Genomic DNA, 14,650 nt, shown 5'->3' with positions numbered 1-14,650 from the left:
GGCTCAGCGCTTCTCCTTTGCTAGATTGGGATACCGCTTTTTTAAATAATCCACCTGTGCTTGAAGATAATCTCGTTCTTCCTCCACGCTGCCAAAGGTTGTACGGGGACGTCCCTTCAGTGGATTCGGGACACTGTTTTTTCGCTCATCGAAAGCTTCCCCGTTTATCCACTTTTTCACCCACACCTTCAATTGTGAACAGTTTCGAATCCCCTCGCGCTCAGCAACCACCTTGTAACTTGAAGAACCTTCGACATATGATCTAACTGCATTCAATTTGAATTCTTCGGTATACGTCTGAAATGTTTGCCCTTTTTTCGCCATAAAAATATCCCCTCCAAGTGTCACTTGAACCCCCATGATAACATGAAGGTTTTTTTAAGTGTCTACTTAAAGGGGATAATACCAAACTTCTTCCTTAAAGCGGGTTTTTCATCATTGATTTCATATGAACCCATACCAAACGTTAACCAAATTCGACCTCATGGAAATGTAAAGCTGTTTTAACATAAAAAAATAAAACTTTTTCCAAAATTTAATCGTTCAGCACTCGCTTTAGGTGGGCTGCTTCCTGTAAAATAGAAGTGATTGATTCCAGCCAAAAACTGAAATAAGGGAGAGACGACTATGAATACTAAACCTGATTGCCGCGTAACGTTGCAAATCGACGATTATCTGGATCTTTTGCATTTTGCTATCCAAATTCAGGATCAGGATTGGCAGCAGTCCCTTATCCAAAAGCTCAAGATATTTCAGCCGGAGGCGGAACAGCAACGTTCACCTGAAGAAGAATTATGGATGAGATTCGACCATATCAATAGTAAACTAACAGGTCTTTGCCACCAGATTCACGCAGCTCATTCCAAAGATGAACGTGAGAAATTTGAGGAACGAATCGAACTCTTGCAACTGCAGCGATTGGAAGTGGCACGTAAAATTAAATGGGCCAGTCGCAGATAGATGAGAGTGGGCATATTTTAATCCAATAGGGATATGTCCAAAAGGGATTCAAGCAAGAAGAAGCCATTATCCAATTCAGTTTGGGGATGGCTTTTTTGGTGTGCTATGTGCTCGGCGTCAGCATAGAAAGCGTACAAATAGAGAAGTTCTATAACGATATCAGGATGTCCTATTGGTTAAGTTATTGTCTGAGGATGACTTGTGATGATATTCTGTGTTCAACCTAATTCCGACTATACAAGTAAGAATGATTAGTTAAGTGGTGGAGAGGAATGGGAAGACACATTATACTTGCTGGAGTAACAGCTTATGGAGGAGATTGGGAATGGTTAAAAAACGGGGGATTCAGAGATTGCGGACAGCGCTGCTGTTCATTACGATGCTGGTGGTACTGGCTGGATGCAGTACAGGGACAGCAGGGAATGAGTCAGGATCTGCTTCGGCAGCAGGGGATACTAAAGTTAAAAAGATCATTGTAGGCACAGGTACACAGTTTCCTAATGTCTGCTTTATTGATGAGAATGGTAAATTAACAGGTTACGATGTGGAACTGATCCGTGAGATCGACAAACGTTTGCCAGAGTATGAATTTGAGTTCAGTACCATGGAATTCAAGAACCTGCTGCTTAGTCTGGAAACGAAAAAGATAGACATTATTGCTCACCAAATGGAAGTGAATGAAGAGAGACAGGCGAAGTTTCTCTTTAATGATGAAGCCTATAATATTTTTCCCAATAAAATTGTTGTAAGTGAGAAAAATCAGGAAGTAAAGTCCATTGAGGATCTGAAAGGTAAAAAACTGATTGTTGGCGCAACGAGCAATGCGGCTGTATTGGCTGAGAAGTGGAATGCTACCAACAACAACGGAATTGATATCGTTTATTCCGGAGCAGGTGAAGACACGAATACTCAGATCAAAACAGGACGGGTGGATGCAACCATCAGTACACCATTTGCCATCGATTATCAGAACAAGGTGGTTGATGCCCAATTGAAAACGGTAGGTAATGCCCTCTCCAACTCCAAAGTGTACTTCATTCTGAACAAAGATGAGCAGGAACTCAAAACGAAATTGGACGAAGCGCTCAAATCAATTAAAGAAGACGGAACATTGAGCAAACTGAGCACCGAGTGGCTTGGAGCGGACTATACGGTTGAGGAGTAGTTCTAGAAAGGTGAGCTGGCGATTATGGGAAAATCATTCGATCTGTCATTAGTTCTGGATTTCATCCCGGAGCTGCTGCGGTATCTGCATATTACACTCATTGTTCTGAGTGGTTCGATTGTGCTCGGACTGGTAGGCGGTGTGCTTCTGGCGGTTCCAAGACTGTACCGGATTCCGGTACTGAGCCAGCTTGCTACCCTGTTTATATCCTTTATGCGGGGTACACCGATTCTCATCAAGCTATTTCTGGTCTATTATGGTCTGCCTGAATTGCTTAAGCCAATGGGCATCGACCTGTCGAGAACCGATCCGCTGTTGTTTGTTATTGTCACGTACGCTCTGAGTGATGCAGCCTCCTTTGCCGAAATATTTCGGGGAGCCGTCCGCAGTGTAGACAAGGGACAGACCGAAGCAGCTTATGCAGTGGGGATGACCACCTTCCAGTCTTTTCGGCGCATCGTTGTACCCCAGGCGCTCATTGTCGCCTTTCCTAATATGGCCAACACGTTAATCGGTTCCTTGAAGGATACATCACTGGCTTTTTCGATTGGTGTGATGGATATGGTGGGCAGAGGACAGACGCTAATCTCGGCCACTTCCCATGCACTTGAGGTATATATCAGTTTGTCCGTGGTCTATTATGTCATTGTTATTGTACTTGAAAAAGGCTTCACTCTTGTTGAACGCAGACTCCAGCGTCATGAACGCAAGAGAGTGGTACACAAGCCGGCGGTTCGAGCCGAACGCCTGAAACAAATAGCGGGGTGAGCACATGTCTATTGATCTTCAATTTATCTACACATCCTTTTTCCAAATCCTGAAGGCATTGCCACTGACACTCGTGATTACGATTGTTCCGTTGATTGCAGGCTTCGGGATCGGTCTGGCTACGGCTCTGATCCGTATTTATCGAGTACGATGGATTCACCGCATCGCTGCCTTCTATGTCTCTTTCTTGCGTGGAACACCGATGTTGATGCATCTGTTTCTCATCTATTACGGTATTCCGATGATTATCGATAAACTGGCGGAACGATACGGTTGGGCCTTCCAATCATCATCCATTCCAATTCTCGTATTTGTGCTAATTGCGTTCTCGCTGACTGCGGGGGCCTATATGTCCGAGATTATCCGGTCAGGCATTCTGGCCGTGGATATCGGACAGATGGAAGCGGCACATGCCGTCGGCATGAGCACGTTTCAGGCTTTAATGCGTATTATCATCCCGCAGGCTATTGGGGCCGTGTTACCCAATCTGTGCAGTATGTTTGTCGGGTTCCTGCACGGGTCAACGCTGGCCTTCACCGTATCCCAAATGGATATTCTCGGCAAAGCCGATGTCGTTGCTTCGGTCAGCCTGAAATTTCTGGAGGCTTTCATTGCCGCCGCATTCATCTATTGGGGACTTACGGTCATTGCCGAGCGGATTACAGCTTTGCTGGAACGTAGAGTAGCTGTGTACAGCAAAGGAGGCGTGTCATGATTACACTGACGAATATACACAAATCGTTTGGCAAGCAGGAAGTGTTGAAAGGCATTGATTTAACTGTGGAGCAAGGGGATGTTGTAGCGATTCTGGGACCGAGTGGCTCGGGTAAAACGACACTGCTGCGTTGTGTGAATTTTCTCGAACGTGCGGATGAGGGCGAGGTTAAGATCAGCGGATTAGCAGTGGACTGCAAGCATGCACGCAAACATGACATTGTGCAGTTGAGACGGAAAACGGCGATGGTTTTCCAGCATTATAATCTGTTCAAACATAAGACCGTGCTGGATAACGTCACGGAAGGGTTAATCGTAGCCCAAAAAATGTCCAAAGCGGACGCCCGTACACGAGCCTTGCGTGTGCTTGAACAAGTCGGACTGTCTGCCAAAATCAATGAGTATCCGAGTATGTTGTCAGGTGGACAACAGCAACGGGTGGGGATTGCCAGGGCACTGGCACTGAATCCCGAAGTGATTCTGTTTGATGAACCAACCTCGGCGCTGGACCCCGAGCTTGTGGGTGAGGTATTGTCTGTCATCCGCTCCATTGCTCAAGAGGGGATTACCATGATTGTGGTCACCCATGAAATGGGTTTTGCCCGTGAGGTGGCGAATCGGGTTGTTTTCATGGATGGAGGGTCCATGGTGGAGGAAGGAACACCGGAAGAGGTGTTTGTGCGTCCCAAACAGGAACGTACCCGTCAATTCCTCAGTCGATATTCTTCTGACTGGAGTTACGTCATCTGACGATATAGGCGCAAGCTGGAGTAACTGACGATCCCGGCCCGGCATATGCTGTAACAGGCAAATGCTGATAGGCCGGATTTTTCTATGGGTGAAGCAGGCCGTGACGGTAAGGAGGAGGACCATGCAGAGCAAAATCGATGAAATCATCACACATATTGCACATTCTCACCAGCAGATAGCACGTGTACTGGATGCCAAACGCCAAGTCGCTGTACGCATGTCTGAAATCATCAATCATTTGCCAGATATCGAACCGGAGCTTGATGGCGTTGACGGTCTGCTGGATAGCTCGGGACAAATCAACAAAAGCATTATCTCTTACTTGGGAGGCCTTGCAGATCTGGAAGAAGCTGTAGCCGAAACGCTGACCCAGGTTATGCGGGAGATCGCGGTTCAAGAGGAAGAATAAGCCCGAAAGGCGGGTGAAGGAACATGAGCAGAGAACAGAGCCTCATTCTGATGCTGGATGCAGCAGCCAAGATGCAGTGGAATATTGCCCTGATTTTGGAGGCGAAGGCGATTGAAGCCGAGAAGGTACGGAACTGGACGCTGAACCATCTGAATGGGGATACCTTTTTGACGCATGGTGATCAGGTGGGGGAGCCACTCAAAATGCATGATCAGCTGGTGGAATTGCTGGAAGGATTGACCCGGATGGAAACCGGACTGTGCAACAATCTTAAAGCGGTGATGGTTCAGAACGATAGTGAAGAGGGCGGCGGCGGTATGGACGGTGGCATGTTTGGCGGCACGGATATGGGAGACTTGGGAAAATGAGTCTGTTGCGGCGTGAGCAGGAAGCGAAACTGGCCCTCATTGAATCCATTGCACACAGTCAGCATGCGCTGGCTCGCATTCTGGACAGTGTAGCTAGCGTATCCGCTCATTCGGAAGTATCCGCCCGCAGTCTGGCCGAGAACATTCGTTTGCTGAGTCGCTATCAGGAAGAGATGTCTCGTATGGTTACTGGAATCCGGCTGGCCCGGATTCAGCATGGGGAGCCTGGTTTGCCATGGCTCAAAGACCCTGAATATGCGATACGCATGGTTCGGGACACACAGGAGGAATGTTGACATGTTAAAAAAGAAAAAAATACGTCTGAGAACGAAAAGAGCTTTGCTTTTGCGCGGAGCACGCTTACGTAGAATCCGTAAGCTGCGTGCGCTCAAGGGCAGACGTGTACTGCATAAACGTACGCTCAAAGGACGCAGTGCGTGGCTCAAAAAAAAGAAACGTACGGTACGACGGCACCGGAGTCCAAAGCCCGTACAACCGTTCGTCCCGGCTACCCCTACCGATCCGAATCCGGACAATGCGTACAGCCAGGGCTACAAAGAGGCGTACAACGAGGGATTCAACGCGGGTTTCGCCAAGGGATTCGAGGACGGACATCAGTTGGCGTACAAAGCGCAATAACAGAATAGTTGTACATTTTCCAGATCGTAATAGATGCATGTCCGGTGTATGACATTTGCCCGGGGGGACAGTTCCCTCCGGGTTATTTGGTTTGCCGCAGAAGCGGACATGCCCGTGCAGGCGAATGTGGAGGGCAAACGCCAATTTTGCGCCTTGCAGGACACCCGTCCATGATGCATCTGACCCCGGGGCATATCCTTTAGAGGGAACACCAATCTCGGGGAGAGTCTGGAATGGCATCTCCTGAAGGAAGACAGGGTGAAGGATGTGGCGAAACGACGACACCGACCGCCTACAGAAGCGGAGACGGCTTACCGCGGCGGATATGCAGAAGGCCGCAGATTTGGCGGCTGTCAGGCCATGATGGAGCGAGTGGGAATGTTTGAGCCTCCCGTGCGGAATCTGAAAGTGCTGTACATTCCTCAGGGATTTGATGCTATTGATGAAGGCGTCATTGGAGCATTGCAGCTAACTGTACGTGAGTGTGTTGTCGGATCGTCGGCAACCATGTTGCAAGAAGCCAGTCAGCACAGACCGGATGTCGTGCTGGTCATGAACGGTCTACATGTATTTCCCGCCGATCATCTTGAACAGGTGAACGGAATAAGGGCATTGGATATTCGAACGGCGGTATGGTTTGTCGATGACCCGTATTTTACCGAAGATACGGCAACAATCTGTCAGCACTATGATGTCGTGTTCACTCATGAGGAAGCGGCGGTGCCCTTTTATAAGGCACATGGAGCAAGTCAGGTCATCTATATGCCGCTGGCAGTGAACCCGGGGATGTTTCAACCACGGCGCACTGTACCGCAGCAACAGTTCGACATTTGTTTTATCGGTACCGGGTTCTGGAACCGGATTGCCCTGTTCGACGAGTTGGCTCCGTACCTGGCGGACAAAAAGGTATTCATCGCTGGCAGCCAATGGAATCGGCTTACACGCTCCGATGTACTGGGTCGTTTCATCCATGAAGGCTGGATTGATCCTGGAGCAACCGTCGATTATTACAACGGGTCCAAGATCGTTATTAACGTGCACCGGACTTGTGAAAATGGAGAAGACAATCGGAATACCCACCAACTCCAAGGTCATTCCATTAATCCTCGTACGTATGAGATCAGCGCCTGCGGCACGATGCAGATTACGGATGCACGTGAAGATCTGTCACGTTACTATCGGCCCGGATATGACATCGAGACCTTCACGACAGCGAGCGAACTTCAGCGCAAGATCCAATATTATCTGCACCATGAAGAAGAGCGACGGGCCATGGCTTGGCGGGGGCTACTTACCACGCTGAACCGACATACGTTTCCCCGTCGTATCGCTCAGCTTCTGGAGCACCTCTAACATTGAACGGTAGTACAGCAGTACAGCGAATCCTATTCCAAAAATAAAAGGAGTGGCGGTATGTCTATCAAACACCGTAAAACTAAAAAGTCTCACGCGCCAGTGCTCAGTCTGGTCGACCAAGCACGCAAAAACGGGCAGCATGCCGGATATGACGCGGGTAAGGAAGAAGGATATCTTCGCGGTCGTGCCAACTATATTGTGAATTGTGCAAAGGAACCGTTGCCTTTTCGGCAGATTCACGTTCTGTACGTATCTTCGGGTAAAGGCTTTCCGTATTCCCCGCTGGACGAGGCGATCATGGCTACATTGCAGGGCATGGTTGCTCAAGTAACACTCTCCGATCCGCGTCAGCCGGTTTCTGAAATTGCGCTGCAAACGCGTCCTGACCTTGTTCTTGTGCTGGATGGCATGGATATTCCGATTGAACATATCGATGCGATTCGCCAAGCAGGTATTCAGACGGCGATCTGGCTCACGGATGACCCGTACTACACAGATATGACACTGGAGATCGTGAAGCATTTTGATCATGTCTTCACACTGGAGCTGAATTGTATCGATCTGTATCGACAAAGTGGTTGCGCCTCGGTTCACTACCTTCCTTTTGCGGCCTTCACGAATCATTACTTCCCGATCACGACGCCATCCACGCTACACCGGGAAATCAGCTTTATCGGCTCGGCTTACTGGAACCGGGTGTATTTCTTCAATCCGATTATGGCACAGCTGATGTCTCACAATACCGTATTTAATGGCATCTGGTGGGACCGCATGCCTGACTATGCTGCTTACGGTGAAAAGATTGAACTGGGCCGCTGGATGAGTCCTCAGGAAACCAATGATGTCTATAACGGTACCAAAATTGTCATTAACCTTCATCGCTCCCACGAAGACGATTCTGTCAATAACAATCATCTCAAAATTCCGCCGGCCTCACCGAATCCGAGAACATTTGAAATTGCGGCTTCTACTACACTTCAATTGACCGATGCACGGGATGACCTGGCACGTTTCTATAAACCGGGTGTGGAAATCGAGACCTACTCTTCCCCTCAGGAGCTGCTCGAGAAGGTTGAATACTATCTGACTCATGAGAAAGAGCGCCGTGAGATTGCACTTCGGGGACTTGAACGCACACTGAAAGACCACACGTATGGTTCAAGAATCAATGAACTGTTAACCATTATCTTCTCTTAATTTTGGCCGGAAGGAGGTGTGCACAGAACCCTGTATGCTTGCATGCAGGGCCCGTGCTGCCATGGCGACTAAGCCCAAACTGATGTTGTTTTCACATGTGTGCAACACCCGCAGTATTACAGGTGCGGAGAAGCTGCTGCTTCATTTTATGAGAGAGAGTGGCTCCATCTTCAATTGTGTACTCGTTGTCCCCCAGGAAGGTAAGCTCGCTGGACTTGCACGAAAATTTGGTATTCAGGTCAGAATATGCTTCCTGCCGATGCTTCACGGTGTGTACACACCTTACCGGGGCATCGCAAACGATGCCGAGCAACTTCGCCACACACCAGCTTACCAGGAGGTGGTCTCCCTCATCCGGGAGACTGCACCCGATCTTGTGTTAACGAATACTTGTGTCAATGTGATGCCAGCTGTAGCCGCAAAGTCTCTGCAGATTCCGGTCATTTGGAAGATAACCGAAATTATCCATTCGAATGAACATACCAGTGAGGCTGTACAGATGATTGGGCATTATGCGGACTGGATTATGAGCATATCTGAAACAGCAGCAGCTCCCTTCAAACAAGCTGACATGAGCGACAAACTCACCGTGATCCCTCCAACCTGGGACCCATCTCTGCCTGACCCGGAACGATGGGTTCACTTGAGGGAGCGCAAACGTAAGGAGCTTGGTTTCAAGCCATCCCAGATCTGCATCGGTTATATCTCCTCATTTATATATGATGCTAAAGGGCTCAAACCGTTTGTTGAGATGGCCCTGCAGTTGTGTGAAAGCCATTCACGCTGCCGCTTCTGGATCATTGGTACACCAGCGGATAAAAAGTACTATGACGAGTGTGTGGCACGGGTGAAAAAATCCGGCTATTCCCGCCGATTCACCTTCACAACATTTGAAGAAAACGTATCTCTCGCGTATACAGCCATGGATGTTGTAGTCATCCCAAGCATGGTTAAAGAAGGATTTGGCATGACCGCTCTGGAGGGTCTCTATTTTGCTAAACCGGTGATTGCCTTTGCTCAAGGAGGACTCAAGGAATTGCTGGAATCGGTAGGCAGTGGTTCATTTTTGGCCCCGCCAGGGGACACTCATGCGCTTGTCACGCTGGCAGCTACCATACTGAATGATCCGGAGCTGGCCTCCGACACCGGTTGGCGCAATAGGACAGAAGCGGAAAAGCTGTACGGTATTGAAACCTACAGAGCTAAATTGCATACGATGGTGACACAGTGGTTGATACGTTTTCCCGGATGGTTTCCGTATATTCAGCCTCCGAATGGTCCCGTGTACACATGGGGTGAGGATGGTTTGCGCGCGGTCCTGGTTCTGGAACCGGCTACGGTTCGGGCCTTGTTATTCCCACTGGCTGTGACCCAAGCGTTACCACTCTCGTCGTTGCCTCCGCTTGCTATAAGTCACGATGCACATGGGGCAACAGACACTCGCTCAGCTCAATCCCTGATCAAGAAGAGACGTTCACCGAACGACAGAACGAGGGGGAGTCGACGCCAGCGTTCACCCCACCGTAACCGAGCTCGTGACGGGATGAAACGAGAGATGGGAACAGGCAGGAGGAAGCCAAAAATAAATAAAAAGAAGAGACAGCGTGTGCGCGTGGTGCAACCGGCTGGTCGCAAACGTATGCCTGCTAAAACAAGGCGCGGCCGGGTTCGCCGGAGATTATCGAATACACGATGAAGGCAGGGATTGCGATGAAGATCATGACGGTGCTGGGCACACGACCTGAAATTATAAGGCTCAGCCTGATCATTCCCAAGTTGGACCAATATGCGTCCAAACATATTCTGGTACACACCGGGCAGAACTTCACGGAAAGTCTCAGCGGTCTTTTTTTCAAGGAAATGGGTCTGCGTGCACCTGACTATGTTCTTCAGGATGAAGCGGCCTCGTTGGGTCGACAGTTATCCTCGATGTTTACACAGATGGAAGATTTATTGCATCAGGAGAAGCCTGACAAAGTGCTGCTGCTCGGGGATACCAATAGTGCATTATGTGCAGTACTTGCTGAACGGATGGGTATACCCGTCATTCATATGGAAGCAGGCAATCGATGCTTTGACCTGGATGTGCCGGAGGAGAAAAACCGCAAGGTGATCGACGCTATTTCCACCATTAATATGCCCTATACCGAACAGAGCAAGAAACATCTGATTAGCGAAGGGGTTCCCAGTCGTCGAATCGTGTTAACGGGAAATCCGATCTATGAAGTCATGCGTCACTATGATAAGCAGGTAAGTTCCAGCAAAATACTGAAAAAGTTAAAGCTAAAGTCCGGTCAATACTTCTTGGTTACAGCCCATCGGGCGGAGAATGTCGATCATCCCCCTCATTTGCTGGAGATTATGAAAGGCTTGAATCAGGTCGCAGAGGAACACGCCATGCGAGTGATATGCAGTATTCACCCTCGAACAGCCATTCGGATTGCCGAGCATTTGCAGCTGGAGATGAACCCACTGGTGGAATTTCACGAGCCATTCGGATTTTTCGACTTCGTGATGCTCGAACGTCATGCACGTTGTGCGCTTACAGATAGCGGGACCGTTCAGGAAGAATGTTGCATTATGGGTGTACCTACGGTAACCATGCGACGCACGACGGAACGTCCGGAAACGGTGGATTGCGGGAGCAACGTGGTCTCGGGTCTGGATGCCGCTCGTATTGTGGGCTGTGTAAAGGTGATGACCGAAATGTCTAATGACTGGGATTGCCCGCAAGGTTATAAAGCCACAGATGTATCCAGTAAAGTGGTCAAATTTCTGCTTGGAGGGAAAATGCATGTTTGAAAATAAGCGTATACTCGTGACTGGCGGTACTGGATCATGGGGTTATGAACTTGTAGCTCAACTGCTGCCCCAGCAGCCCAAAGAGATTATCGTATACTCCCGGAATGAGTCCAGCCAAGTGGCGATGAGCCGTGAATTCGAAGACCCGCGTCTTCATTTTCGCATTGGTGATATTCGAGACAAGGAAGCATTAAGCGCTGCGTGCCAGCAGGTGGACTACGTGTTTCATCTCGCTGCGCTCAAGCATGTTCCAGTATGTGAAGATCAGCCTTACGAGGCACTCAAAACGAATGTGATTGGTACACAAAATGTCATCGAAGCTGCGATTGAAAACCATGTGGAAAAAGTCATTTATATCTCGACTGACAAGGCCGCTAATCCATCCAACTTTTACGGTATGACAAAGGCCATCGGCGAGAAATTGATCGTTTATGCGAATTTGTTACACAGCAATACAAGGTTTGTTACGGTACGGGGCGGCAATGTACTCGGAACGAACGGCAGTGTGGTACATCTGTTCAAGAATCAGATTCGCCAGAAGGGTCAGGTATCCATTACAGACATGAATATGACCCGTTTCTTCCTTACGCTGAAGGATGCGATCACATTGCTGTTCAAAGCTTCGGTGGAAAGTGTCGGCGGTGAGATTTTTGTCATGACGATGCCTACATGCAAAATTGTGGATCTCGCTGAAGTACTGATTGAGGATTCGGGTGTGGAAAATGTATCCGTTGTAGAGCGGGGGATTCGTCCAGGGGAGAAAATCCATGAGATTCTGATGAGTGAATTCGAGAGCATGACCACCGTAGTCTATGATGAGCAATATCTGGTCATTCTGCCTACGCTCGGTATACCAGGACTGAAAGAGCACTATACGAACTGTCCTCCGGTTTCTTTCAGCAGCTTTAGTTCCGAACATCAGTTGATGACAAAAGAGGAGATTCGTGAAATTTTGGAGCGCGGAGGTTTCTTGTCATGAAACTTCTGATACTTGGGGGGAACGGAATGGCCGGCCATGTTCTGGTCGACTATTTCCGCCGTCAAGGCGTGCATAGTGTCTTCTACACCACTCGGGATGTGTCGGACCCGAACGGTCTGTTGTTAGATGTCAACGACAGCTTCATGGTCGATCGGCTGGTAGAGTCGGTGCATCCAAATGTCATCATTAACGCCGTAGGTGTGTTAAACAGCTTTGCAGATGTAGACAAAATTACCGCTTATCATATTAACGGATTTTTGCCGCATCGTCTGCAGCGGGTTGCGGATACCATTGGTGCACGTCTGATTCATATCAGTACCGATTGTGTGTTCAGTGGGAACAGGGGGGCTTATCGGGAGGATGATGTCCCCGATGGGACTTCTGCCTATGCGATCACGAAGGCCCTTGGTGAAGTCCAGGATGCGGGTCATCTAACGATCCGCACATCCATTATTGGACCTGAAATTCGGAAGGGCGGCATTGGTCTGATGTACTGGTTCATGTCCTGTACAGGCGAGGTTGGCGGATATACCCGTGTCTTCTGGAATGGGGTGACTACCCTTGAACTGGCAAAATGGGTAGATCATTATCTGTCGTCACCCGTCAGTGGACTGATTCACCTCGCCCATCCGGTACCTGTCAGTAAGCATGACCTGCTTGTGCTGTTTAAACAGGTATGGGATAAGCAGGATGTTGTTATCGTACCCGATGATAGCGTTGTGCAGGATCGTACACTGGTTTCCACACGCGAGGATGTGAAGACAGACCTTCCGGATTATTCTACAATGCTGAAGGAGCTGGCATTATGGATGGAACAGAGCTAACAGGTAAGAAGGTGTTAATCACAGGTGCCTCCGGTTTTACCGGAAGGCACGCGGTCGCCTATTTTAAGGCGGTTGGTGCAGGGGTTGCAGCGGTGGTCAGACGTACAGGTGTGTATACATTCGGTGAAGGCGTAACCGTACATGTCTGTGATCTTAACGATAAACAGCAAGTACGTCATCTGATTGACGAGGTGAAACCGGACTATGTGCTGCATCTCGCAGGCAAAAACTCTGTGCCCGATTCTTGGGCTGACCCGCTGCTGGTACTGGAAACGAATGTAATGGCTGTCCTGTATTTGCTGGATGCTCTGCGAAGTTGTCCAGCAGCACGGACCGTTATTGTAGGTTCCCGGTTAAAATATACGCCTGAACCCGGACGTAATCCTCAGCCCCCGCATCCATACAGTCTCAGCAAAGCACTGGAAGAAATGGTATCCCTCTCGTGGATGTCTCTCTTCGGACAGCAGATTATGCTGGCTGAACCAGGCAATCTGATCGGTGCAGGTCCGTCTACAGGCATATGTTCGCTTCTGGCACGTCATATCGTTGCCTGCGAGCAGGAGGGAAAGACCGAGGCATTCCGTCTATCTGGCCGGGAGAATACCCGTGATTTTCTGGATGTGAGGGATGCGGTCAGGGCCTATGCAACCCTTCTTGTTCAAGGAACGACAGGCACAATCTATCCGATTGTATCAGGTACAGAGCGCAGCCTGGGCGAGATTGCGGATACGCTGTTAATGATGACTGAAGTTGAGGTGCCTGTACGTTGGGATGGCGCTTCGTCTGGTCCGGACGGGGCTGGAGAACAGGAGCAGTTGGCACTGTTAAGTCATCTGGGCTGGCAGCCGCTGATTCCATTTGCAACATCCCTACAGGATATTTTGAATGATGTTCGTGCCCAGCAAGGGAGGACGACACGTTGAATCCGAGAGTGTCCATTGTGATTCCGTTCTACAACTGTCCATACGTGCCACAAGCCATCCAGAGTGCCATGGATCAGACATATGCCAATGTGGAGATCATTGTTGTAGACGATGGCTCTACTCGGCATGCTGATCTTCTAGGGCCGTATCTTCCTTATATTAATGTTCTTGGCAAAAGCAACGGCGGTACAGCTTCTGCACTGAATCACGGCATCCGCCACGCCTCTGGGGATTATGTGGCCTGGCTCAGTTCGGATGATCATCTATATCCGGATAAAATACGTCATCAGCTTCAGTTTATACAGCAGGAAAATGTACTCGTCTCACACACGAACTTCCATTACATCAATGAACATTCGGCAGTTACCAAGCTGAACGGAGGGGCTGAACCGATGGCCGATCTGGATTGGCTTCGTCTCTTCGTAAACGCTAATCCGGTGAACGGCTGTACGGTCATGATCCGCAAGGATCTGTTCAGTGCAGTGGGTCTGTTTAATGAGCTGCTGCCCTATACACATGATCTGGACCTCTGGATGCGTATTCTGCTGAATGGGTATCGATTCCCATATCTGAATGAATCCCTTACGGCCTATCGGTGGCATGGAGGTATGGGTTCGGTACGTCATGCGGATGCCATTGGCCGGGAAGCTTCTATGGTATGGTCACGATATCGGGACCCGTTGTTGCAGCGTATCGCAGCCATGGGGGGCTGAATACGGTTCGTAATTTATACAGTAGCTGTGTTACAGATGCCTGATACCTAATGGAACGATCTTCATATAATAGGTAATAGGTA

18 protein-coding genes are annotated in these 14,650 nt (G+C 49.1%); 17 read left to right on the top strand and 1 reads right to left on the bottom strand.

Annotation, left to right across the window (positions count from 1 at the left end):
- Positions 1-3: 3 nt before the first annotated feature.
- The gene (locus ACR32F_RS26260) at positions 4-324 is read right to left on the bottom strand and encodes a transposase (protein ID WP_440111819.1); all 321 of its coding nucleotides are present in this window, start codon (positions 322-324) and stop codon (positions 4-6) included.
- Positions 325-627: 303 nt separating this feature from the next.
- Between ACR32F_RS26260 and ACR32F_RS26255 the strand changes: the two genes are divergently transcribed.
- The 17 genes from ACR32F_RS26255 (at position 628) to ACR32F_RS26175 (ending at position 14,567) form a co-directional block, all read left to right on the top strand.
- Entirely contained in the window at positions 628-960 is a 333-nt protein-coding gene (locus tag ACR32F_RS26255; protein ID WP_440112297.1) for a hypothetical protein, read from the top strand.
- Positions 961-1,285: 325 nt separating this feature from the next.
- Positions 1,286-2,125 (top strand): transporter substrate-binding domain-containing protein, encoded by an 840-nt coding sequence (locus ACR32F_RS26250; protein WP_440112294.1) that lies wholly within the window; start codon positions 1,286-1,288, stop codon positions 2,123-2,125.
- 24 nt (positions 2,126-2,149) lie between these two features.
- Complete coding sequence (locus ACR32F_RS26245) at positions 2,150-2,893, top strand: amino acid ABC transporter permease (protein ID WP_440112291.1); 744 nt, start codon at positions 2,150-2,152, stop codon at positions 2,891-2,893.
- A gap of 4 nt (positions 2,894-2,897) precedes the next feature.
- Positions 2,898-3,608: an amino acid ABC transporter permease gene (locus ACR32F_RS26240; RefSeq protein WP_440112289.1), complete on the top strand. Its 711-nt coding sequence runs from the start codon at positions 2,898-2,900 to the stop codon at positions 3,606-3,608.
- Positions 3,605-4,357, top strand: a complete 753-nt coding sequence (locus tag ACR32F_RS26235; RefSeq protein ID WP_440112287.1) for an amino acid ABC transporter ATP-binding protein — start codon at positions 3,605-3,607, stop codon at positions 4,355-4,357. The genes ACR32F_RS26240 and ACR32F_RS26235 overlap by 4 nt, the downstream gene beginning before the upstream one ends.
- Positions 4,358-4,478: 121 nt before the next feature.
- On the top strand, positions 4,479-4,766 hold the full coding sequence (locus ACR32F_RS26230) for a hypothetical protein (protein WP_017692509.1): 288 nt from the start codon (positions 4,479-4,481) through the stop codon (positions 4,764-4,766).
- A 23-nt stretch (positions 4,767-4,789) separates the two neighbouring features.
- Positions 4,790-5,134, top strand: coding sequence for a restriction endonuclease subunit S (locus tag ACR32F_RS26225; protein ID WP_440112284.1), 345 nt, complete (start codon positions 4,790-4,792; stop codon positions 5,132-5,134).
- Entirely contained in the window at positions 5,131-5,430 is a 300-nt protein-coding gene (locus tag ACR32F_RS26220; protein ID WP_440112282.1) for a hypothetical protein, read from the top strand. Before ACR32F_RS26225 ends, ACR32F_RS26220 begins: the two co-directional genes overlap by 4 nt.
- Before the next feature lies 1 nt (position 5,431).
- A complete protein-coding gene (locus ACR32F_RS26215; RefSeq protein ID WP_440112279.1) occupies positions 5,432-5,773 on the top strand; it encodes a hypothetical protein in 342 nt (113 codons plus the stop codon).
- 258 nt (positions 5,774-6,031) lie between these two features.
- The gene (locus tag ACR32F_RS26210; protein ID WP_440112276.1) at positions 6,032-7,126 is read left to right on the top strand and encodes a CgeB family protein; all 1,095 of its coding nucleotides are present in this window, start codon (positions 6,032-6,034) and stop codon (positions 7,124-7,126) included.
- 60 nt (positions 7,127-7,186) lie between these two features.
- Positions 7,187-8,326: a CgeB family protein gene (locus ACR32F_RS26205; protein ID WP_440112274.1), complete on the top strand. Its 1,140-nt coding sequence runs from the start codon at positions 7,187-7,189 to the stop codon at positions 8,324-8,326.
- A 61-nt stretch (positions 8,327-8,387) separates the two neighbouring features.
- A complete protein-coding gene (locus ACR32F_RS26200; protein ID WP_440112272.1) occupies positions 8,388-10,022 on the top strand; it encodes a glycosyltransferase family 4 protein in 1,635 nt (544 codons plus the stop codon).
- 14 nt (positions 10,023-10,036) lie between these two features.
- Positions 10,037-11,128 (top strand): non-hydrolyzing UDP-N-acetylglucosamine 2-epimerase, encoded by a 1,092-nt coding sequence (wecB, locus tag ACR32F_RS26195; protein WP_440112269.1) that lies wholly within the window; start codon positions 10,037-10,039, stop codon positions 11,126-11,128.
- The gene (locus ACR32F_RS26190; RefSeq protein WP_440112267.1) at positions 11,121-12,107 is read left to right on the top strand and encodes a polysaccharide biosynthesis protein; all 987 of its coding nucleotides are present in this window, start codon (positions 11,121-11,123) and stop codon (positions 12,105-12,107) included. The genes wecB and ACR32F_RS26190 overlap by 8 nt, the downstream gene beginning before the upstream one ends.
- Positions 12,104-12,931, top strand: coding sequence for a dTDP-4-dehydrorhamnose reductase family protein (locus ACR32F_RS26185; RefSeq protein WP_440112265.1), 828 nt, complete (start codon positions 12,104-12,106; stop codon positions 12,929-12,931). Before ACR32F_RS26190 ends, ACR32F_RS26185 begins: the two co-directional genes overlap by 4 nt.
- Positions 12,913-13,854, top strand: coding sequence for an NAD-dependent epimerase/dehydratase family protein (locus ACR32F_RS26180; RefSeq protein ID WP_440112262.1), 942 nt, complete (start codon positions 12,913-12,915; stop codon positions 13,852-13,854). The genes ACR32F_RS26185 and ACR32F_RS26180 overlap by 19 nt, the downstream gene beginning before the upstream one ends.
- On the top strand, positions 13,851-14,567 hold the full coding sequence (locus ACR32F_RS26175; protein ID WP_440112260.1) for a glycosyltransferase family 2 protein: 717 nt from the start codon (positions 13,851-13,853) through the stop codon (positions 14,565-14,567). Before ACR32F_RS26180 ends, ACR32F_RS26175 begins: the two co-directional genes overlap by 4 nt.
- The last annotated feature ends 83 nt before the right edge of the window (positions 14,568-14,650 follow it).

Origin of the sequence: Paenibacillus hebaui, assembly GCF_051934385.1 — a bacterium.
Classification (GTDB): domain Bacteria; phylum Bacillota; class Bacilli; order Paenibacillales; family Paenibacillaceae; genus Paenibacillus.
The sequence above is the reverse complement of the archived record's forward strand: the minus strand, read 5'-3'. Positions and strand labels throughout refer to the sequence as shown.